This is a genomic window from Vibrio sp. SS-MA-C1-2, assembly GCF_021513135.1.
Lineage (GTDB): Bacteria > Pseudomonadota > Gammaproteobacteria > Enterobacterales > Vibrionaceae.
Genome location: NZ_CP090980.1, coordinates 890,840 through 914,660 on the forward strand (window position 1 = coordinate 890,840; position 23,821 = coordinate 914,660).

Sequence of the window (23,821 nt, forward strand, 5' to 3'; positions counted from 1 at the left end):
ATAATTAGGGTTAGTCGTGAAGTCATATCTGATACTCTTTAAGAGAATGAATGTCAGAATAGAGGTTAATCTGAGTGGGTTAAATACGCCATAAAATGAGCGGTTACGCCACCAAAGAACTTTCCGAAAACAGTGTATTAAGTCTTTGGTGGTAGCTAAAGGGAACATAGCCATTTAGCTATTTTCTTTTGGGATTAAACCACTGAAAGTATGCGTTATCAGGGTTATTATCAAACACCCACTTCATATATTGAGCACCAATTTTCTCCTGTCCTTCATACGCGGCCATTCCCGCTATATAAAAAAATCGTAAATTTTGTTGCTCTTTATCAACGGATATTTTTAGTTTTTGAGGTAAAGAGGGAGGCAATGACTGCATTTTTAATAATGTTGGCATAATTTCCGTTATAACTGATTCATTTGACCATGGGTCAAATTCTAATAATGGATAATTATCAGTAATTAAAGGTGCATTATTAACAAATTCTTTCAGTGCCTCAGTATCTGCCATATAAGTAGCGAGTAGCTGACTACTATTTGAAATACCAACTTCTTTTAATGATTCTCTTAATTTTGGTGATTGCAACATTACATTATTAATATGAGCAGAGTCTATTTTTTGTGGTGTGTCAGAACCAATTAACAACATTTCATGCATTTCTGTCGACCATAATGAAACATATCTAAATTGTGATAACATGGTGGAAACTATGGATTTAGAACCATTCACAGTTTGTGTTGCAATTGGCCACCACTGAGCAAGCATCCCTCCTTTATTTAAGTGTTTTTTAGCTAGTTTATAAAAATCGGCTGAATATAAATTAGAAACACCTACAGCTGTTGGTGGTGGTGGTTCAAGAGTAATCATATCGTAAGTATGATCACTTTTCATCAATTGGTGTCGTCCATCACCAGCAATAATATTAATATTTGGATTAGCACCGACATTATAGTTGCCTGAAAAATATTTTGTGCCTTCGATCACTTCTGGTAATAACTCAAAAACATCACGATGCTCTAATGTTGGATAATTTGTCATTGCACCCGCTGTAATGCCTGTTCCTAATGCAATCACTAAAGCTGATTTAGGGTTATTGTCATGGATTAATAGGGGTAAATAAGTTTGTAAACGCATATAACGTTTTGAAGCCATAATATCCCCAGTATTAGATACCCCCTGGATAAATAGACGGCGGAATGTTCTAGGTTCTTGCCCTTGCTCTATCACAGCGACAGTATTTCCAATACCTTCATTATACCAAATAAGATGGCCGCCTTCTTTGTCTAGAAGTAGCTGGACTAATTTATCATGAGGAAGAATAACTAACCCAATAAACAAGACAGTAGCACAAGTTATAACTACTTTTGATTTTTCATGACTTCTGAGTAAGCAATAAATTCCCGCAATTAATGAGATAAAAGCAATGACTTTAATTGTCCATATAATACCAATCATTGGTATTGCTATAAAAGTAATCAATACTGAAGCTAATACACCAGCAATTGTATTTGCGGCAAGTAATTTACCAGATTGGTCAGATATCGTATGTTCAGATTTTGCAATTCGCAGAGCATAAGGAAATACACAACCGAAAAAAAATGTTGGAATAATAACAAAGAAAGCAGATATGAATAAAAAGGATACTAAATTAGCTGTCATCTGTAGTTGAGTAAAGTCATAAACGGCATGTTTAATTGTTAATTGTAATTGTGTAATATTAGCATTAACAAAGTATATTGGGATAATAGCCGTTAAAGAAGAAAGAATAGTGACGAGTGCTAACTTATTCCACGCTTGATTAATTGTGATTTTTTTGCGACTTGCAAAGAAGTTGCCAATCGCCAATCCTGTTAAAAATGTGGCAAGAATAGTTGCATAAGCATAAACGCGTGTATTCAAGAATTGAACAATAAGTTGAATCCAAATAATTTCAAATGAAAGAGAAATAAACCCAGATATTCCATAAACCCAAAGTATTGGCTGTATCGCGTATTTGAGGCTTTTAGAGTCAGAATTACTTAAATATTGGGGGGATCTATCTGCTCTTTTGATGTTAAAATGAACAGTGCCAATACAGCAAGTAAAATATTTGAAATACTTGCAGCTAAAGCTGTACCAATCACACCAAATATCGGAATCAATAAAAAAGGTGTTGATAAGGTACCAAGTACAGCACCGATAATATTAATACCATATAAACGCCCAGCAGATAACTCATTGTTACCTTGTGTTTGCTCCACATGCTTTAACATAGCTAGAAGTGTTCCCGCCATAAAGAAGGCAGGGATTGCAATCAGTATCCAAAATATCAGTAATACTGCTTTACCTATAAAGGGGTCAAAGAAAAGATAAAGTTCACTACCTTTATATAGAATTAAGCTCAAAATAATTGAGAAGATAGCTACTTTGAATTCAAGGGCAACATAAGCATATTTTGCTAGTTTTACACTCTGAATCTGTTTTGCAAAGTAATACGAACCAATTGCTAAACCAGTAAAAAAACCACTAATAACGACACTTGTTGCATAAATATCAATTCCAATAACTAAAGCCAATTGTTTCACCCAGATCGTTTGATAGATCAAAGAAAAGAAACCAGACAATAGAATAAGGAGGTATTTACTTCCTTTACGTTCCATTTTTCACCTCAAGTAATTGTTATTAATTAATATTAGCACGTTATTTTGTTATAAATATCTTAGATTCTCATAACAACCGGCACATTTGATTCTAGACACAGAAAAACAGCCCATAGGTATAGGCATCCACACAAAATAGTTGATTTTTGAGTAATCCACGTTTTATATGAGAAAGTGCTCTAAAGAACTGTGATCAATGAAGTAACTTCCATTAATATTAAGACTGAATATGACTCTTTTTGAACAACATCAACTTCCATGCTTCTTAGAATCAAGACTCTCTACTCGTTGATGCTGATTCAGGAGAGCCTATTGCTCTCGTAGGTCTTAACCTGCTGACTGAAAGGGAATTCATCAATACCGGTCTCAAGACATTCAACCAAAACAAAACCATTTGGACTCGCTGTTTGATAGTATTCAGTAGCAAGAACAATTGAGTTTAGATAAGCCCTTAGTCCACGTTATGGACAGAGAAGCAGATTCAGCAAAAGACCTAAGACGTTTAGGCGCTATAAATTGGTTAACACGAACAAAAAAACCACCACCTCCGTTATGAGGGGCAATTTAAAACGGCTGAGGTCATCGGCCGACAGCTAACTCCAGATATCAAAGGCGTCGTTTCAATACGAGGGAGAGAGGGATATCTTTTTGTCGGAAAGGCGATGGTTGAGTTGCAGAAGATGGCGGCGCAAGCGCCTGAATATCGTCTTGTTATGAACTTAGTGACCGATAAAAAAGGCAATGAGTTGGCAAGGTGGTATTTTATTGTTGAATGTTTTCGATGTTGATGCGACAGAGATAGTGATGTGGTATTGCCACCGTTGGAATATTGAGTCTTGGTTCAAATTTCACTCGAATAAGTCAAAAGAGGCGAATGAATTTAAGGTTTTTTTAGTGAAATTAAGCGGGCGTTTGACGAAGCGTTCAAAACCAGTGACACATTCGTAAGTGTTCACCAAACCCTATTGACAGAAAAAATGTGATCTTACTCACTTGAACCAATTTTAACGATTGAATACTCACTTTAGAGCTTTATCATAATAATATGACTCGAAAAAAAGCACCTAAATACCAAACCGCACCACCTAAAGTCTCTGATTTTAATGAGGCTAAGGTACTTATTGATGAGCTGTGGGAACAGCTCCGACATTAAGTAGCCGTGTAAAAGTTATCTTAATGTAACTTATTGATATTGAATGAGCACCACTATGATAAAATTCCCGAAAACTTTTTAGTGTCCACTTATGAAGATAAACTCACCACTAGCTCCAAAAACTCTTCAAAATCTCCCTCATCAGATAGCCCTAAAGATCGCCATGAGCGAAAAAAGATGAATGCTCTGGTGGTCGCAATTCGAGAGGAGCTAAAGAAGGCCACACAGGGCATCAACGAAAACTCTCACCACTGAAAACAACTGATGTCGTTATCGATTGCTTCCCAGATACTTGTCCTTGTTGTGCTCAGTCTGATATTGATGTTCATGGTGGACCTTACTACCGCCGTCATCAAGTTTTTGATATACCTAAGCCCACTGTTGATATCACCGAATACCGTTTATTCTCAGGTCAATGCCGCCACTGTAATGAGACAGTGAAAGCGCAAAAGCCTGACAATGTATCACAAGGGATCATCGGTCCCAATTTATTAAGCTGCATGGGTGTGCTTGCAGGACAATATCACCTCAGCGTTCGAAAAATTCAATCACTGCTCAAAGAGCAGCTTGGCACAACCTTTTCTGTTGGTGCGATTAGCGAAGCGCAAACAAAAGTCGCTTCAATGTTGACGCCATTACATCAAGCAATAAAACACGCGTTAAAGAAAGCGCCTTTGGTTCATGCTGACGAAACCTCACACCACCGAAATGATGAACAAAGCCTTCGTTGGTGTTGGTTAGTGGCCAGTGATGACCTTGTCTATGAACAAATACTGTATTCACGCTCGACCTCATCAGCGAAAAAGGTCATTGATGAAAACTATACAGGTATTGTGGTCAGCGACCAGTGCCCAAGCTATAACTGGATAGCCGCAAACCGTCATCAGTTATGTTGGGCGCATGTGAAGCGTAACCTTCAACAAATGGCGGATTATAGTGGCGGTGGCCATACTGCTTATATTGGCAAACACCTTTGTTTACTGACAAACGTCATTTTCCATACTCGGCATCGTTACGAGCAAGGTAAATTGGATTATTCACTGTACTTAAGGCGAATGCACAGGCTACAAAAATCATTTGATCATTGGTTGAGCAAAGGGACAGGTGTCATGGTCAAGCGGTATCGGGGGCGATGTAAATTACTGCTCAAACATAAAGAAAGTTTGTGGGTTTTCCTCAAGAAAACATCAATCCCCTTAACCAATAATGAAGCTGAGCGATGTATTAGAGGTTTTGTCATTCAAAGGAAAATCAGTTTCGGAACGACCTCGGATGCAGGCGATAAATTCCGTAGCCGTATTCATACACTTATCGAAACCTGCAAAAAACGTGGCTTATCAGCAATGTCAGTGCTGAGCGATATCATCACATCAGTCGTTGAGAAGAAACCGTACCCGAACGTCTTTGATCTTTAGGGCGTACCCGCCCATTTTTAATAAATCAAACTATCCCGGTGAACGTTTACAGTCGTAGTAATAGATGGAAAAACACTACGAGGGTCATATCATCGTGAAGGCTGAGCAAAAAAAGCAATGAAATAACGGTAATCCTTGAGTTGATAAAGATGCTAGACATTAAGGGAGCCTTGGTGACCATTGATACGATGGCCTGCCAAACCAAAATAGCAAAAGGCATGGTAGGTCAAGATGGAGATGACTTGCTTGCAGTGAAGAGTAACCAAGAAAAGCTTCGGAAAGCGATAGAAAATGCATTCTCAACTCAGCGTGCAAATAATGTTGCAGATGATATCTTATTCAAAGAGGGACATGGTCGTATAAAATCTCGCCAATGCTATGTTTTGGACTGTAAGTAGCAGAGTGAAAGTTATATTAATGTAACTTATTGATATTGAAAGAATACAAGTATGATGAAATTCTCGAAAACTTTTTAATGTCCACTTAGAAGACTTGAAGGTAACTTCTCTCGCTGTAATGATTTATGGAGCTCTTGGGGATGGTAAACAATTTAAAAATGATAGTCACGTTTCTGCATTCATTGATCAACTGGTTTATTTCTAAATTAGATGCGGAAAGTCGAATTCAATAATACTTTTAAGATAAGTAGCGGTGTGAGAATTATTTTTATATAACATATTGATATGGAATAATAACCACAATGATACAACTTTCAAAAACATTTTAGTTTCTACTTGTGTAGAGTCATTTCGCTTATATTTTATAAAATTAAAATTAAAATTAACTAACCTATAGATAAATAAAATTATAGACACTATCTTTAATTAGTAGTGTGAAAATTTTATGATATAAGTTGTTGATCTTTATTTGTGATCACAAGGGAATATCCTGAAATATTTTCTTCTCTGCTTAATATGTATTCATAAAGGAGTAACTATGTTAAAGCGTAATTTAATTGCAAGCCTGATGTTAGTTGGATTGAGTGTCCCAACTATTACGGCACAAGCTGCAACAGAAAAACCCAATATACTAGTTATGTGGGGAGATGATATTGGGTTACAAAATATTAGTTTTTGGAATAACGGATTAATGGGATATAACACCCCCAATATTGATAGAGTTGCAAATGAAGGAGTGACTTTTACCGATTATTATGGAGAACAATCATGCACAGCCGGCCGTTCATCTTTTATTACGGGGCAAGCTGGATTGAGAACGGGTATGACTAAAGTTGGTCTTCCTGGAGCACCCCAAGGGCAAGCTGCAGATGATGTTACCATCGCAGAAATAATGAAGAATCAAGGCTATGTTACTGGTCAATTTGGTAAAAACCACTTAGGTGATAGAGATGAAAATCTACCTACTGCACATGGTTTTGATGAGTTCTATGGCTTTTTATACCATTTAAATGCTATGCAAGAACCTGAAGATCAAGATTATCCAACTGACCCAGAATTCTTAAATAAATATGGGCCTCGTGGTGTTATTCATTCTTTTGCTGATGGTAAAGTTAAAGATACGGGACCATTAACAATCAAGCGCATGGAAACAGTAGATCAGGATATCACCGCTAGAGCCATAAAATTTATGGATAAGTCGGTAGCTGAAAATAAACCATTCTTTGTTTGGTGGAATGCATCACGTATGCATATGTTTACTCACATTAGCGATGAATGGAGAGGAGCATCCGGTCAAGGTTTCTATAATGATGGAATGGTGCAACATGATCATGATATTGGTGTTTTATTAGATTATCTAGATAATAAAGGTATTGCTGATAATACAATTGTTATTTATGGTACTGATAATGGGCCACATTTCAATGAATGGCCAGATGGGGCAATTACAAACTTCCGCTCAGAAAAAGAAACAAACTGGGAAGGTGCTTATCGTGTACCAATGATGATACGCTGGCCTGATGGTGATATCTCTGGTGGTAAGATTCTAAATGGAATGATGAGTCATTTGGATTGGTTACCTACATTAGCTGCTGCAGCTGGCGACCAAGATGTGAAATCGAAGCTATTAGAAGGTGGATATAAAGCCAATAATAAGGAATTTAAAGTTCATTTAGACGGTTATAATCAATTGCCTTATTTACAAGGAAAAGTAAAAGAATCTGCACGTAAAGAATTCATTTATTACAATGCAGATGCTCAAATAGTAGCAATTCGTTACGACCAAGATAAATATCAAACAGGCACGCCAAATATGAGTGGTTCATCTGGTGATGCAAATAAAGTAACACCAAATGGGGTATCGACTGCTTGGAAGATTGTTTATGGTGAGCAGCGAGAAAGAACTGCTAAATTATGGGCAGAACCATTTACTTGGTTAAGACTACCTAAGATATTTAACTTAAGACGAGACCCATTTGAAAGAGCTGATAATAATTCAAATGTTTATTGGGATTGGCATTTTAATCACATTTTTGTTTTCTATAAAGCAAATGAATTAGTTAAAGAACACTTAATGACATATAAAGATTATCCACCATCGCAACGACCTGGCTCATTTACAATGTCAGGAGCAAGTGACATGGTGTATGATAAATTTGGTATCGGTCCTGGAGAATCTAAAGTCGATAAATAATTTATACATTTAAATAATAATTAAGGTAAGGGTAGATTCTTACCTTAATTTTATTAAATTTATTTAAAATGCAAAGGAATACAATGAATTTATGTTCAAACAACAATATCTATTCTTTATAATATATGTGTTTTCTGCTACATCTAGTGCTAATAGCACTATATTATTTGAAACTAATAATAATCAAGATGCTGTGATGGAAAACTTAAACCGCATGACGCAATATGAGACAAGGGTTAAACATTCTTCACAGGAAAGACCTGTACTTATACAACAAAAAAATAAAGTAATCAAAACTGAAGAAAGTGCTCACAAAGAAATCATAGCTTCAGAGAGTTTATCCACGCAGGTTGGAGAAACTAATAGCTCACAAGTTTCAGCAGTTTCAGCACTGCTAAGAAGTATGCCATTAACTGATAAGCAAAAACTATTACTAATAAAAGTTCTAATGGAAGAATAAATATCAAGAGCGTGTTTATATCGCTATACATATTTCAAAATCCCGCATTAACATAAATGTCAGTGAAATATCAATATAACTTTCATGCAGCTACTTAATTAAGTAGGTGCTTAAAAATTAACGGTAAAATACCGTCCTTTTTTTGAGCTCACTTTTAGTTTAAAATCAGGGTTTTAAAATACAATGAAAGCCGTAAAACCACTAAGTCATAATGAGCTCATCACTTTACAAGAAGCTTACGCTAATCATCCTAAAAAGCGTGTAAGAATAAGAGGCTCTTCGACGTTTCAAGTGGATTTCAATATTTCAGCGGCGGGGCTCGCTATCATATAGATCATAGTGATGAACGTGGCTGTATTTCTATAGCCACGAGCCCTCGACCTCGCTGCTTGAAACAAACTATTCAGACCTTCCATTCGTGGCAAGGTGGTATTTATTGTCGAATGTTTTCGATGTTGATGCGACAGAGATAGCGATGTGGTATTGCCACCGTTGGAATATAGAGTCTTGGTTCAAACTATTGAAAACGAATGGACTTCAGATTGAGAAATGGCAACAAACAACGGGTGAATTGATACTCAAACGATTAATAGTAGCCAGTGTTGCGACGACGCTCGTTTTCAAGCTTTACTCGGATAAGTCAGAAGAAGCGAATGAATTTAAAGGTTTTTTAGTGAAATTAAGTGGGCGTTTGACGAAGCGTTCAAAGCCAGTGACACATTCAGCTTTGCTTGCTGGCCTCTGGGTATTCTTGCAAATGTGCGAGGTATTAAACACTTACACGACAGAGGAAATCAATAGGATGAAAGCGTTATCCAGTTCGTTTTTTGCTCAATTTGTGTAGATACCTATGGTCCTAGTGACGCTTGACGACCGTGTGAGTAAAAAGATGCTTATTGGCCGAGCATCGTCAAAACATGCGAAGGCAGTCACAGCCGTGATCATTGAGCTTTTGCAGTCAGAAAAAGAGTAGCTGAAGACAATCACGTTTGATAATGGGAAAGAATTTGCTTATCACGCACAAATAAAGGCAGCTTTGGCGGTTGATACGTACTTTGCACACCCTTATCATTCATGGGAACGAGGCCTAAATGAAAACCATAATGGCTTGATACGTCAGTATCTACTTAAAGGAATGGCATTGGATAAAGTAACGGATGCTCAAATCAGCCTTATCCAAGATAAACTCAATAATAGGCCACGGAAACTCCTTGGATATAAAACGCCAAATGAGGTTTACGATGAGCTTTGTTTAGTTGCATAATTAACGGGTGTCGCACTGGCGACTGAAATCCGCGAGATCTTTAAATCAGTTCCCCATATAAAATGTTGAATGCCCAAAAATTAAACATTTTGTGTAGTTCTCCTCTATGCCCTTAAGCGGAGAAGAGCCTAATCTTTAGCTGTCTACTTAGCAGCTGTGTGAAAGTTTTCAGTAATATTAACTTGTAACCATAAATCAATATATCCAAGCTCTACCGAGAAACTTTCACACTGCTTAAGAATAACAACTCTAACTAAATGCCTCCTAGATGACTATTTACCGTGCTAGACTTTTATTTAATCTATCTACCACACCTTTTGGTGCAATAGGTGTTAATTGTTCAATACATGCTCTGGCTTCATGCTGCTTATTCCGTATTAATACCTCACATAATGCGTAAAGATGTTGAGGTTGCTGACTAATTGAAAATGCATTTGTTAATGATCTTTTTGATTCATTAAGATTATAGTTTTCTTGAAATAACCCATAAACATATAAATATTGTGGGTTGATATTATTTAATTCTATAGATTTTTTTAAGTGTAATGCTGTTTTATCTACTAACTTTTGTCGATAATAAGCTAACCCTATTCGATAATGTAACTCTGCTGAATTCGGGTTATTTTTCACTCCTAACAACAGGAATTTGAGCGCATCTGATTCATTCTTCTTCAAACGATAAATTTCAGAAAGCGATATATAACTATTAATATAATAAGGCTCTATAGATATTGCTCTTTTATAATAAAAAATAGCTTGTTCAACTTCACCTTGAGCACGATGAATATTTGCTAAATTAACATTGCCAAAACCTCTATCAAGATTAAATCTTTGAATTTCGATATATTCTTGTAATGGTTTATGAATCTTATCTCTTTCAATTAATGTCATTTTTTGCCAGTCGCGTAATAAAGCACTTGCCGCATTAGTTCTAACAGCAAGAACTTCATCGTCTAACAAAGGTGATATTAGTGGCCAACGATCATCATAAGCGTATGGTTCCGAGCCCTTTATTGTTGCTAGTCGGACCAAACTATCTTGATGTTTTACTCCACGTGCTAATGAAATTAAACTATTTTTACCTGGGTATCTGTTTAATCTTTCTATTGCTGAAGCATTAATTATTGGAGATTCAACCTGATTTTGTGCAATGTATGCTAATGCATTAGTTGCTGCAGGGTTATTAACCCTATCAGCAGCAAAGGCTAATGCGAAATTTTTCTCCTCATCAAAATTGGAATGAGGAAACCATTGTTGTAATTGTTTACTAGCCCATTGATTATCTTTATCTTCATGACAAGAGGTACAGGCATTTGGTGCATTGGTTACCTCACTAATATCTGGACGAGGTATTTTCCAGCTATGATCACGCCGCCCATCGACCTGCATATAAACAGTAGAAGACATATGACAATTACTACATTGAGAACCCGTAGAATTGACTTTGTGAAAAGTATGATTTTCAGGTGTAAATTCAGAGGCTACATGACATTGTGTACAAAGAGCGGGTTCCGGTAATTTAGGTTTAGTTGTATGAGGGTTATGGCAATTACTACAAACAACACCACTTTCATGCATTTTAGACTGCAAGAATGATCCGTATACATAATCTTCATCATAAATTTGACCATCATCATGATATAAAGAAGACGTTATCAAGCTTAGCTGATAACTGTCTAAAAAGTCACCATTCACATTGGCTTTATCTTCATTTAATTGAGTTCGACGACTATGACATTGAGCACACATTTTAATTTGCGCTGTTGGATTAGTCTGTTGTGGATAAAGTGTATTTTCTCCTTCACGGTATAACCAGTGATTAACTGACTTTTTGATACTTCGATCTAAGCCATAATTGTTTTCTTTATTAAATTCACTTTTATTTGGAATTTTTTCCTTTGCAAGCTCTATATGATTAGAACCAGGACCATGACATGCTTCACAACCTACATTAATTTCTGACCAAGTTGAATTATAACGATCTTGCTTATCATTATAATTTTTCCTTAAATTTGTTGAATGGCAATCAGCACACATAAAATTCCAATTTTGACCAGTATTAAGCCAAAAGAAATTATTTTCAGGTGTCATCGTAGGGTAAAGATCATACCAACGTTGTCCACCCTCTTCTTTTGTTCTTGAGTCCCACGCCAGAGCAATAAGTTGAATTCTTCCATCTTCAAATTCGACCATGTATTGTTGTAAGGGATCAAAACCAAAAGTATAACTCACTTTGTATTCCTTGATTTGCCCCATTTTGTTTGTAGTTGCTACCCAATATTCAGATCCTTTTCTAAAAAACTTATGTTCAACACCTCGACTGATTAAAGATGCATCATTAAAATCACCTAAAACTGATGTTTTATCAGCATGACGCATTGACATATCATGGTCTGAACCTTTCCATTCTTTGTACTGACCTCTATGACAATCAATACAACTTTCCGATCCAGTGTATAATAAGTTGGACTGTTGAATATTTGAAGGCGTTTTATTTATTTTAGATACGGGTGTTTTTAAATCTGCAGATATTGTTACTGAGTGTATAGGTTCAGCTAATGATTTGTATGAAGATAAAATTATTATTATTATTATTATTAATAATAATAAAGAATGCATTTTATTAAAGGCTATATTCATTATCAATCCTTGTTCTTAAGTACTTATCTCTAGTTTAAATTTATTTAACCACTAAGTAATATTAGTATAATAAATTGATTTTTTTAAACAAATTCAAACAATAGATCCGACATTCCGCACCACATTTAGGCCATAGGTATCTACACAGATTGGTCATGTATTGAGCAATTGATTTGATTAGGGGAACTGATCTAAAGATCAATGATCAAGAGAATTGACTCTTTTTTTACGTGTACTGATTATGACTCTTTTCGAACAACATCAACTTCCATGCTTCTTAGAATCAAGACTTTCTAAACGTTATCAGACCATCATTATGGAACATATGACTGTGAATTCGACTAATGCCCCTGGCGCTAAATCATTAGAGCACCATACGCAATCTTGGGCTTCTACTCAAGCCACATGGCGCTTTTACCACAATGACAATGTGACCCTTCCTATGCTGAGCAGTCCGATGCTCGGACTAGCAAGATCTGGAGTAAAAGAGACGAAAAGTCGCTATGCCTTAATGGCGCATGACTGGTGTCATATCAATTTTTACAAACATCAAAGTAAGCTTGATAAGACTCAGATGTCCCATGTTTTGGATGTAGGGTACGAGTTACAAGCCTCTCTACTCGTTGATGCTGATTCGGGAGAGCCTATTTCTCCTGTAGGTCTTAACTTGCTGACTGAGAAGGGAATTTATCAATGCCGGTCTCAAGGCATTCAACCAAAACAAAGCCATCTGGACTCGCTGTTTGATAGCCGCTGAAATATTGAAATCCACTTGAAACGTCGAAGAGCCTTTTCTTTTACTCCATAGAATTCAATCAACACAATCAGAAGTGGTTGAACACTTTAAGTCGGGGCTCTCGGTGGCCTCTCGTGATATTAGTTTGTATAAAGAAATGGCCCCACAAAATTTGTATTACGATAATTCGGTTAAATGTTACTTTGCATCAGATGAATTTAAGCCACTTTTTTGTCATGACAACCAAAAGGCAATGAGTGAGTTAGTAACGCAGCTCTCCGGTACTGATACTATCATCGGGCAAATAGACTTACCCTTTGAAGCCCCATCTAAACTGATTATTCCAGATATTCATCATGTCGCGACAGTCTGTCGTGCCATTAAGAATGATAAGGCGCTAACAATGACGTATGTATCATTGTCGAGTGGTGAAAAAGAAAAGAAAGTTATCCCGCACTCCATTATCGATAATGGGCTGCGCTGGCATATGCGTGCTTATGATTGTGAGCATCAAGCTTTTAGGGACTTTGTTTTGTCGATAATTAAATCTGTTGCTATCAATGATGATGAGGTAAAGGACAATCAAAGAAAGCTCGCAGATAAGCAATGGATGCTGCTTCACCCAAAGAATGTAAAACACCTTGAAGCTATTGCCTTGGATTACAGGATGGAGAATAACGTTTGCCATTTAGAAGTAAGAGCCGCACTAGCAGGGTATTTATTACGACGTTGGAATGTGGATTGTACCGCTGCAGCTTCGTCTACTGGTCAACAGTATCAGCTTTGGTTGAAAAATAAGCCTACACTTTATGGGGTGGAAAATGTTTAGCTTAAGTAATGAAAATTGTTAAAAACGAATAAAAAGGCTATTAAAATATTAATAGGTAACTAACAAAGTATCTGAAGTTCTCATAGAGGCTATTCATGAGAATGGACTGTGTTGGATGAGGATGGTTGTATGTGTCTGACTATAAAGTGTATTTTTTGATTTATTGGAATGTTATGGACTTGTAATTCGAATACCCTAGAAACCATTGAATAGTATGTGTGAGTTTAATAATCGTAATTTATGGATTATTAATCCGTGAATTGATATCACAACTAGTTTATGATTAGTTAGAATCAATAAGTAGGCACTAAAAAGTTTTTTGGGATTTTATTTTGGAGATTTATTGTTAAATATCAATAGCTTGAATTAGCTTGACTTTCGTGTAGCTACTTAGAAGAATAATTCTGATTAGTACAATTTAATAGTTTAAATTTTAGATGGTTAATATCATGAGCATTACCAATCAATATTACAATAACAATGCTAAGGGTTTCTTTGACTCAACAGTAAATGTAAATGTCACTGAACTTTATGAACAGTTCTTACCTCATGTACCTAATAATGGAACTATATTAGATGCGGGATGTGGCTCAGGTCGTGATAGTAAAAACTTCTTAAATTTAGGCTATCAAGTTACTGCTTTCGATGCGAGTGAATCATTAGTCAAATTGGCTAGTGAGTATTTGGGGTTAACTGTTTCTAAATCAACATTTAAGACATTTTCTGCTAAAATAGCAAGCTTTGATGCTATATGGGCTTGTGCTTCTCTATTACACGTTCCAGACAAAGAGCTTCCAAGTGTTTTTTTGCGGCTAGGGAAATTATTAAAACCCAATGGTGTTTTTTACTGTTCATTTAAATATGGCGAGGGAGATAAGTTACGTAACGGTCGCCTTTTTACGGATATGAATGAGCAAAGTTTAGAGAGTATAATTTTTAATTCGGCTTTAAAAGTTAAATGTACATGGGTGAGTTCGGATGCTAGACCAGAAAGAGAATCAGAACAATGGTTAAATGCTATCTTAATTAAGGATTAATGGAGGTGTGACAGTGTCAATACAACCTTTGACTATTCAAGATAACTTACTTACTACGGGAGGGGATAATCCGTTATTACCACAGTTGATACATGCTATTAACAATGCGACAGAAATAGAAATTGCAGTATCTTTTATTCAGCCATCAGGGTTAGATTTATTATTACCAAGTATTCATGAAGCAATAGAGCAAAAAAAATCACACTCACGCCCTCTTAAATTAAAAGTATTAACTTCAGATTACTTACATATTACACATCCTATTGCTCTCCGTTCCCTTATGGATCTTGATGATGATATCGAGGTTAAAATTTTTGTAACCACTAACCGCAGCTTCCACCTAAAGTCATATATATTCGTTTGTAATGATTCACCACAAACTTTTTTTAGTGGTTCTGCTTTTATTGGATCAAATAATATTAGTAAATCTGCATTAACAGACGGTTACGAATGGTGCCTTCGATTAGATTATTACCCCCCAGAGGATTCATTTTCTGCAATTCAATTTAATAGTATTCGTAAGGAATTCGGCTTGCTATTTGAACACCCTTGTTCAATAAAGCTTACTGATAAGTGGATTGATACTTACATTCAACGCAGAAAGCCACCGAAACTATCTGTTATTGGTGATTCAACACTTTTAGATGAAGATGATTACACCCCTAATTTAGTTCAGTTAAATGCACTTGAGGCTCTTGCTCTTACTAGGTCTGAAGGAAATAGACGAGGGTTAGTCGTAATGGGTACAGGAATGGGAAAAACATGGCTTTCAGCATTTGATGCTAGACAATTAAATGCTAAGCGTGTTTTATTTGTTGCTCATAGAGAAGAAATTCTAACTCAAGCATTAAATACGTTTGCTAAACTGTGGCCGGAAAAATCAGCTGGTTATTTTAATGGAAAGAACAAGGAACAAGATAAAGCTATGTTGTTTGCTTCGGTTCAAAGTATAGGTAAAGTTAAGCATTTGAATAAATTTGAACCTAATTACTTTGATTATATTGTAGTTGATGAATTTCATCATGCTAGCACAGCTACATATTTAAACATTCTTAATCACTTTGAACCAGAGTTTTTGCTTGGGTTAACTGCAACACCAGAACGAACCGATCAAGCTAATATTTTATCACTTTGTCATGATAACTTAGTTTTTGAACGTAATTTAGTACATGGCATAGATGGGGGAATCCTTGTTCCATTTCATTATTTTGGAATTTGGGATAGTTCTGTTGATTATCAAGAAATTCCATGGCGTAATGGCAAATTTGATCCAAGTACTATTGATGCTCAGTTCGCTACAATACATAGAGCCGAGCATATATTCAAGCACTGGGAGTTGAAACATCAATCACGGACACTTGCTTTCTGTATTTCTCGAAGACACGCTGATTTCATGGCTGAACAATTTAACAAGCGTTACTTTGAGCTGGGGTATAAAGCTCTGTCTGTACATAGTAGCTCTCCAACTAGACGGAATGAAGCGCTGTCTTTATTAGATAGAGGTGTTGTTCAAATACTTTTTACAGTTGACTTATTTAATGAAGGAACTGATTTGCCCTCTATTGATACTGTAATGATGCTTCGACCAACTGAGTCTAATATTATTTTTCTTCAACAGCTTGGACGTGGCTTACGTTGTCATGAAAATAAAAAACATTTGGTCGTATTAGATTTTATTGGTAATCACCGTTCATTTTTAAATAAACAAGAAGCTCTTGGCATTACATCTACTAAAGTTCATAACCAACATCGCGGAGTGTCTATTGCTAGTCCAAAGTTAGGAATTGGGTGCTTTATTAATCTTGAACCTGAATTAGTTGATTTCTGGCAAGAATTGACCAAACAATTACGTTATACCGCTATTGATGACTTTAATAACCTTACTAATCACTTAGGACATAGACCAAGAGCCGTAGAATATTATCGTGCAGATTGTGATTTTAAGAAGGTGAATAAGCAACATGGGAGCTGGTTTAATATCGTTGCTACGATGTCTAATGATATATTGCTACAGAGATTAGTTGATCAGCATGGGGCTTTCTTTTTTAATGTTATACAAAAAATGAGTATGACGAAATGCTTTAAAGCTATTTTATTAGAAGCTTATCTTGAACTTAATGGTTTTCTTACTCCTCCCTCGATTGAGAAACTCTCAATAAAAAGTTGGCATGTATTATCAAGGTACCCTAAGTTAAAGAACTCAGATCTAACAGAAAAGATGCAAGGAGTAGCAGCAAACTCTGTTAAATGGCAAAAATATTGGTTAGATAACCCAATTAATGCATTTATAGGTGGGAACACAGACAAAAATAATTCATGGTTTAGTAATGTTAATGATGTTCTAGTAGCAAATTTTGATATTGAACCAGAACTTACCCAGTACTTTAATGATGCGGTTAAAGAATTGGTAGATTTTCAAATAGCTAAATATACTGATAGACGGTCATGACACGAACAAGTTGACTCTATATTAAAATAACCTTTTACCAAGGAGGGTAATGCATATGGCTCAAATAGACGTAGTTTGTCGGTTTTTTTGTAGTCAAGAGACCGTTTAGTATCTATGACTTGAAAGGTAGATTAGTTATTTGTTACATCATTTTGAATTATTCTTTTTTTTCATCTAGTCTTAATAGAAGATTGATAGGGAAGAGAGGATGATGCAACGCGATCTTGAAAAATTATTGATGAAAGAACCTGAGGTTAAAATGGCGCTCATTGATGATATCAAAGTTGATCCTGATCTTCAGAATCTCATTCAAAAAGCAGATCCTGTTTCAGGAACACGATTGAGTTATGGAATATTGGATGTAAAGCCCGCATTATTGAATATTAGAGCCTATCAAAATATGATGCTGGCTTATCAATATCGTTCTCGTTATTACCTTCTTTCTGGATTTTTTACATATAAAGAGTTGCTTTATTGTTCCGCAAAAGAATACATCAATAAAGACTCATTATTTCCTATTGCTGTTTTTAATCAAAAACCACCACTACATTTAAAGAGACAAATCTTTCTTAGTGAACTCACACATCATTTACTAAATCTTGGATTTACGAGTCATTCAAATGAAATAGGACATTATTTACAATCATGGTTTAATGTCGATGAAGGGAAGCGGAGTTTATTTCAATCAAAAGAGTGGCAAAGCTTATACCCGCACATCACGACAAAAGCTGAACTTGCTCGACGTTTAAATATTTCAGAGCGAGGTTTATGACCGATAATTTGCCATTAGAGCTCATTTCTATTGAGGATCTGCCAGATAGTGTGGTTGATGGTTTAGAACCTCAATCAATATTTTTAATGGTAGAGTTTTTACAGAGTATTCAGACCCCGCCTCATTGCCGAGGGCTCGGGCCTGTATTAAATGCATTGTTAAGGCTTGAGGAGTCTTACCCTGATCTTTTTAAACAAACCTTTGATCTTGAAAATACGTTACTTCATCAATTTTGTGAGTTAATTGTCAATAATACTATGGCTGATACTGAAACATTTAAAAATACAGCCTATCAAAAAAATTGGTGTGAGCGCCGTTATTTATATGTCATTTTACTTAAATATCATGAGTGTGAATCTAAAAGAGGGGTTGAGTTACATACACTTCTATTTTTTAAGCATTTCAGAAAACATGAAGAGTTTTTACTTGAAAAAGACAAAGCACTCAGCGCTGCAACAAGTTTTCGCTTATTAAGCTCTTATGCTGATTTTAATTTTCCTGTTGTTACATTGTTTAATAATACCTATCAGATTAGTGATACATATAAAGAGAAATATCAGTCATTAAAAGACTCCGAGAATTTTGCGTCAAGAGTTTCTGCTATCGCTAATTTTTATAAATTAGAGTGGGGAACAAGGCGATTTGCTCGCCGAAATTTTGATTTTAGAATGAGTTTCAATAAAGTTGGAAGTGAAGAGCAGTTAATTGGAGCACCTGATAATAGTATGGCTCTATTATTGAAGCTAAAAAAGAGTAAGAAAAAAGGGATTCCGGGTGATTTCCTTCCAGAAGAAGCGTATCCGCCATTGATGAATGTTAGGCTTCCTTTAGATGAAAAAGAGAAACCTAGCCATATTTTGCCAGATGCGTCTATTTTATATGATGATCGTATTAAATCATCAAAAGTACTTAATATTTCGAGAAGTATAGGTAAAAGTCATAATCTTACATTGTTGAATAAGAATATCCTTCAGCCTCATGAGCTCTTTATTTTCTTAAATTGGTGTGAAGAACATAAGACAAATAAGAATAAAATTAAAGGGATCCCTCGCCACGAGCTCATTGCTTTTTTGATGTTAACTTTGTGGACAGGGAAAGCATTAATAGACTTGCAGTATTTGACAATTATCAATGATCAATACGCTGATGGTAATGGTGTCTTTAAACTTAATGAGCATTATTATTTTAAGTTCCAATTAAAAAAAACAGTGATTAAAGATAAGATTCTTAAATCTGATATGTTGAACTCATCTTCACATGTGGCAATTACGCAAGTTCCTATATTCTTAGTCAGTTTTTTACATCTCAATAGTAAGAATATCAATGATCGTCTTCTTGCAATCAGTGAAGATAAACTAACTTTAACTGCAATTAATCAGTTGTTGAAAAACTTCTCAAAGAAAAGTTATTTTCAGTTGAGTTTAAAACGGATCACTCGATTCACCCAAAACTATCTTCATGCTTCAAATTTATGTAATCCGGTGATTTTTGATTTTGCTTTTTCTAAAATGAGCTATTTAACCCGTGCACCTCGGCATTATCAACATTATACCTATGCTGAACTTCAAGATGGAATATTTGGATTCTGGAAAAAGGTATATTCTCATGTTAAGAGTATGATCAATAATTTTGATGAGCCTTTGTTGGGAGAACAATGGCCATTAGATGGTTCTGTTGGCTCTTTTTATGTACTTAAAACCGACAAGCTCCAATCATTAGTAAATGAACTATTACTTAAATTAAAGCGCAGTATAAGCTTGTATCAGTCAGGGGATATTCAGGCACTCATTCAATATCACAATGATTATGTCCTCTATATCACACACTTTATTCAATCGTGTACGGGGTATCGAGCGGTCAATCATCCTCTACCATTTTTCAACTTCCATTTTTATGCCTATTCAGGAATGTGTATTAGCGATAAAGATACGATTGATTTTTCACACACCCGTGTTATTGCAATACCATCTGCATTGAATCAGCAATTAGAAGAATATAAAAAGCACCTAATCAAACTGGGTCTAGCCTTCTCCTTAATTAATGAACCTATAGCAACACATGCAATTACAACGACTAATGTACTTGTTCGTTCTGTAAGAGAAAAGTCGAGTGATAGAATAAATAAAATTATGAAATATAAAGAAGCTAAAATGAAAGAGGTTGGGCCATTATTTTATATTGAATACCAAGCTGGAAAATTTAAATCTCTTAATGTAACGACAAGCTGGCTCATGAGTAAATTTTATACGGGGGAAGATTTCATTCCTTCCAATTATGCTAGGCACTTTTTAGCGAATTATCTGGAAGAGCATGGAGTTAGGAATGAATTAGTCTATTTTCAATTAGGTCATTGGAGCGTTGGCGAAATGCCACTTAGTATTGAATCAACATTAGGTACATCAGATGCTATTAAGGAGATAACTCCGGTTTTAGATTACTTAGTCAATGAGTTAGGGTGGGAGGTTTGCCCATCAAAGCTTTAGATCATCAATTATTCACTGAAAAGAAGCAAGTTGAGATCCAAAATCAATTTAAGCTGGATGGCTTAATGCTGTTAAATACGAAAAGCCCTATTGAGATCGATTCGTTGACCTTTGTTAGACGTGAGAAACTAAAAAAACAACGACAGAATCAGATTAATAAGGTTTTAAAGTGGATACAACGCTTACTCGAAATTGATCTAAAGAAAAAGACAATCAGCTCAAAATCGTTAACGACTATTCAGAATAAATTCCCAAAAGAAACTGAGCAGTCAGATCTGTATTTAGGTTTACTGGAACTCTTTTTAATCATATATAAAAAAATAACAGGGTTTAGTTATCCAGAGCTTTCGCATAGTGTGGAAATAAAGCGAGAGAAACCATTACTAAGACCTGAGGTGCTCTATTTGGAAAATTTATCTTCTTTCTTATATGGCATAATTGATAATCAATTAGATAGTAAGTTAGATCAGGAACAAGAGTTTGGTCAACTGGGGATGTTTCTCTGCTTAAAAGAGGGAATAACAATACAAAAAGACATCGTCGATTTGATAACAACGCAAGATAATTTACTTCGGTTTCATCAACAGTGGGTTTATCGTCAAGGTGATAATAATATATTGTTGTCACCGTTGGCCGAATCCTTAATTATGATGTATCGCATAAACTGGGATGCTAAAAAACCAAAGAAAAGCTTAATTGGTTGCATCAATCTTTATCTTGATAAGAAAGGTACAGATTTTCCATATTCTATATGCTTCAGTCATCTAAAATCTGCAGAGAAGATACAAACCGCTTTAATGGGAAGTGCTAGTCGTTTTGCATTGAATTCTGGTCTTTTATCAACAGTTAACTTATCCAATAATACTCTATTTCGCCTTATCCATAATAAACCCGTTGAGAATCATCAATCAAGAGTGATTCAGACAACAGACATGCTTACTAAGCGGCAAGGGAGTTTATGGAAAAGAGTTTGTTCTTCTCTAAATGAGAGTGACCTTGTGGCTTATAGCCTGATCAAGGAAAAGACTGTTTCTAGCCAATTAGACCAATTGATGAAGTTATTTTCGTTACTAAAAGGGGCAAGTAATCAACCTTTAAAAAAAACACAGTTACAACTTGCTCGAAATGCATTGATATCAAAACTAAGAGATGATCTTAGTTGTACACGTTCTGCAACCGAGTTGCCATGGTTATGGTTAGTAAAATCTTGGCTTTATAAATTGTTAAAACAAGGTGGAATGAAGAAGAAGTATTTACGAGAGAATACCATTGAAAGTTATATTAGGTATGTGGCTGAGCCATTTCTTTTAGAATTTATAGGGTGCGATCCTAGTTTATTATCAAGTGATGAATGGGCTGAAAAACTTAATCTTACGGCAGAATCTATTGGCGCTGCCAGCAAAAGAAAGTATGTATTATACTTTACTGAATTTTTAATTAATTCTGACGTTTGCCAAGGAATGAGCTTAACTGACTTAGATATCGCGATTTCCAAGCAAAATGTGGATGCGAATATTTTAAGTCATTATGAAGCTGATAAAGTTATTAAATTGTTACTGGATGAAGAGCATGTACTGACGGATTACGCATTAATTATCTTTTGTTTAGGGTTTTATTGTGGTCTGCGACGTGGAGAAATTACTGGACTCCAGTATCAAGATTTTGTTCACATTGGAAACTATGCTGTCTTGTCGATTCGAGCGAATGAATATAGAAAGCTTAAAACAACAAGTAGCGCCAGAAACCTTCCTATTGATGTTCTCATGCCAGAAGAGTTATTACGTTTTTTTAGTGATTATGTACAACGCCATAAACATCGATATACACAATATCGGAGCCTAATTTTTCCAAATAAAACAATGATTAATCGAGCATTTACATTATTAATAGAAGTGATGCGTGTTGTTACTGGAGATAGTTCATTTAGATTTCAGTATTTACGTCATTCATTTGCGAGTTGGAATTGGTTCTTGCTTAATCGAAGCGAAATGAAAATTGAAGATACGTTATTTAATCAAGCCTTTCTTCACAAATATCTAAGTATAGAATACCAATTGAAGTTGGAAAAGCGCTTAGGACTAGAAACGGCAACTCGGAAAAAATTATGGGCATTATCTAGCTTACTTGGTCATTCTCATGTGAGTGTGACGACATCAAATTATATCCATATTGATGATTTTATCAATTTTTATAAATATAAGAGTGATTTAAAACCATCCCGGAAATTATTAACTGAGCATTGGGGTTATAAGGTTGAACAAGGGTTTTCAGGACGACCGAGATTATCACTTGTACAAGAACAGAAGTCTAGTATTTATCAGCCAATAGATGTTGAATATCCGCTGCTCCATGATATTGTTGAGATCAGTGGGTTATTACCACAAGAGAAAGCATTGAAAGCCCCATTAACATTAGTTCAGTGCTGGCAGATAATCAGACGTAAGTTTAACCAACAGAATGTTTATGAAGTGGCAAATCATTTGGGTATTCCGGTCAGTGTTGTTCAGGGCGTATTTGGTATTGTTGATAAACATGCTAATGAACTTATTACTCAGAATCGATTATTAACACGACAATTGAGCCTGCTATTAAAAAATAAAAGACAACTCAAGCAATTGACTGAGTTTATACAACGATATCAAAGGTTTGTTTTTAATGGTAATGGAGTAGATACATCGTTTTATCAACCTTTATATCCTTTACTTAAAAACTTAGTTCGAGCTAAAAGCCATCTATTGAGAACGTCTGATACGAAACTAACGATACATTTACTCAAGTTAATGGCTGATTTGGAACTACCTCAAGATAAAATTGAACTGAAATGGTACATTAACATTGATGTCAGCGTTCTTTCGCGAGAAGAAATGAGAAAGGAAGGAGAGATATACACCCAATACTTAAGCTGGTGGTATCAAAAATTAAATCAATTGAATTTGAATGATATTCAGTTTGATGTCTATATCTCAAAGGATTCAACTGGGATTCTACCTTATCTGAATAATGTAAAAAGACGCCCCATTATTACTGATGAGGCAAAATATTTAACTAATAAAAAAAGTTATGTGTCTATTCATTATCTGGAAAGGTTGGAGAGTAATATGCCGGCTATTATAGATGTCACTCAAAGTGCAAATAAAAAAGAGCGAAAAAAAGGACGCGCGCTTTTATTATTTTTTTATGGTTGTTTAGCATCTATCAAGAAATAATGAGTGAAAAAGGTGTGATTGATGAGAAATAATATTATTAATTGTCCAATTTGGACAGGCAGCAGTAGTGAGGTTTAATTATCTTATTTATATAATGTTTGATCATAAAATTAATTTAAAATAGTTCTTATTTTAAATTAATAAG

14 protein-coding genes and 5 pseudogenes are annotated in these 23,821 nt (G+C 35.3%); 15 read left to right on the plus strand and 4 right to left on the minus strand.

What is annotated here, in order from left to right:
* Nucleotides 1-178 precede the first annotated feature (178 nt).
* Nucleotides 179-1,900 (minus strand): spermidine synthase, encoded by a 1,722-nt coding sequence (locus L0B53_RS03960; RefSeq protein WP_235059161.1) that lies wholly within the window; start codon nt 1,898-1,900, stop codon nt 179-181.
* Between the two features lie 119 nt (nt 1,901-2,019).
* The gene (locus L0B53_RS03965; protein WP_235059162.1) at nt 2,020-2,640 is read right to left on the minus strand and encodes a hypothetical protein; all 621 of its coding nucleotides are present in this window, start codon (nt 2,638-2,640) and stop codon (nt 2,020-2,022) included.
* Nucleotides 2,641-2,912: 272 nt separating this feature from the next.
* Here L0B53_RS03965 and L0B53_RS03970 point away from each other — a divergent pair.
* The 6 genes and pseudogenes from L0B53_RS03970 to L0B53_RS03990 form a co-directional block, all read left to right on the plus strand.
* Nucleotides 2,913-3,579, plus strand: a pseudogene (locus L0B53_RS03970) (hypothetical protein); the annotation flags it as partial.
* Nucleotides 3,580-3,874: 295 nt separating this feature from the next.
* A complete protein-coding gene (locus L0B53_RS19560) occupies nt 3,875-4,048 on the plus strand; it encodes a DUF6444 domain-containing protein (RefSeq protein ID WP_409202794.1) in 174 nt (57 codons plus the stop codon).
* 17 nt (nt 4,049-4,065) lie between these two features.
* Nucleotides 4,066-5,208 (plus strand): IS66 family transposase, encoded by a 1,143-nt coding sequence (tnpC, locus tag L0B53_RS03975; protein ID WP_409202795.1) that lies wholly within the window; start codon nt 4,066-4,068, stop codon nt 5,206-5,208.
* Between the two features lie 107 nt (nt 5,209-5,315).
* A pseudogene (locus L0B53_RS03980) lies at nt 5,316-5,597 on the plus strand (ISAs1 family transposase); the annotation flags it as partial.
* A gap of 547 nt (nt 5,598-6,144) precedes the next feature.
* Nucleotides 6,145-7,800 carry an arylsulfatase gene (locus L0B53_RS03985; RefSeq protein ID WP_409202783.1) on the plus strand — a complete coding sequence of 552 codons (1,656 nt, stop codon included), beginning with the start codon at nt 6,145-6,147 and terminating at the stop codon, nt 7,798-7,800.
* 91 nt (nt 7,801-7,891) lie between these two features.
* Entirely contained in the window at nt 7,892-8,260 is a 369-nt protein-coding gene (locus L0B53_RS03990) for a hypothetical protein (RefSeq protein WP_235059163.1), read from the plus strand.
* A gap of 287 nt (nt 8,261-8,547) precedes the next feature.
* Here L0B53_RS03990 and L0B53_RS03995 read toward each other — a convergent pair.
* Nucleotides 8,548-8,679, minus strand: a pseudogene (locus tag L0B53_RS03995) (ISL3 family transposase); the annotation flags it as partial.
* Here L0B53_RS03995 and L0B53_RS04000 point away from each other — a divergent pair.
* Nucleotides 8,679-9,104 (plus strand): annotated as a pseudogene (locus tag L0B53_RS04000) (transposase); the annotation flags it as partial. The pseudogenes L0B53_RS03995 and L0B53_RS04000 sit on opposite strands and share 1 nt — an antisense overlap.
* A gap of 192 nt (nt 9,105-9,296) precedes the next feature.
* On the plus strand, nt 9,297-9,524 hold the full coding sequence (locus L0B53_RS04005; protein ID WP_409202784.1) for an IS30 family transposase: 228 nt from the start codon (nt 9,297-9,299) through the stop codon (nt 9,522-9,524).
* A gap of 276 nt (nt 9,525-9,800) precedes the next feature.
* On the opposite strand, the gene L0B53_RS04010 is transcribed toward L0B53_RS04005, so the two are convergent.
* A complete protein-coding gene (locus L0B53_RS04010; RefSeq protein WP_235059164.1) occupies nt 9,801-12,164 on the minus strand; it encodes a tetratricopeptide repeat protein in 2,364 nt (787 codons plus the stop codon).
* Between the two features lie 235 nt (nt 12,165-12,399).
* Here L0B53_RS04010 and L0B53_RS04015 point away from each other — a divergent pair.
* The 7 genes and pseudogenes from L0B53_RS04015 to L0B53_RS04045 form a co-directional block, all read left to right on the plus strand.
* Nucleotides 12,400-12,915 (plus strand): annotated as a pseudogene (locus L0B53_RS04015) (transposase); the annotation flags it as partial.
* 142 nt (nt 12,916-13,057) lie between these two features.
* Nucleotides 13,058-13,729: a WYL domain-containing protein gene (locus L0B53_RS04020; RefSeq protein WP_235059165.1), complete on the plus strand. Its 672-nt coding sequence runs from the start codon at nt 13,058-13,060 to the stop codon at nt 13,727-13,729.
* A 455-nt stretch (nt 13,730-14,184) separates the two neighbouring features.
* Nucleotides 14,185-14,766, plus strand: coding sequence for a class I SAM-dependent methyltransferase (locus L0B53_RS04025; RefSeq protein ID WP_409202796.1), 582 nt, complete (start codon nt 14,185-14,187; stop codon nt 14,764-14,766).
* Between the two features lie 13 nt (nt 14,767-14,779).
* Nucleotides 14,780-17,215: a DEAD/DEAH box helicase family protein gene (locus L0B53_RS04030; protein ID WP_235059167.1), complete on the plus strand. Its 2,436-nt coding sequence runs from the start codon at nt 14,780-14,782 to the stop codon at nt 17,213-17,215.
* 208 nt (nt 17,216-17,423) lie between these two features.
* On the plus strand, nt 17,424-17,987 hold the full coding sequence (locus L0B53_RS04035; protein ID WP_235059168.1) for a hypothetical protein: 564 nt from the start codon (nt 17,424-17,426) through the stop codon (nt 17,985-17,987).
* A 50-nt stretch (nt 17,988-18,037) separates the two neighbouring features.
* Nucleotides 18,038-20,470, plus strand: a complete 2,433-nt coding sequence (locus tag L0B53_RS04040) for a hypothetical protein (RefSeq protein ID WP_235059169.1) — start codon at nt 18,038-18,040, stop codon at nt 20,468-20,470.
* Complete coding sequence (locus L0B53_RS04045; RefSeq protein WP_235059170.1) at nt 20,452-23,676, plus strand: tyrosine-type recombinase/integrase; 3,225 nt, start codon at nt 20,452-20,454, stop codon at nt 23,674-23,676. Before L0B53_RS04040 ends, L0B53_RS04045 begins: the two co-directional genes overlap by 19 nt.
* Nucleotides 23,677-23,821 lie beyond the last annotated feature (145 nt).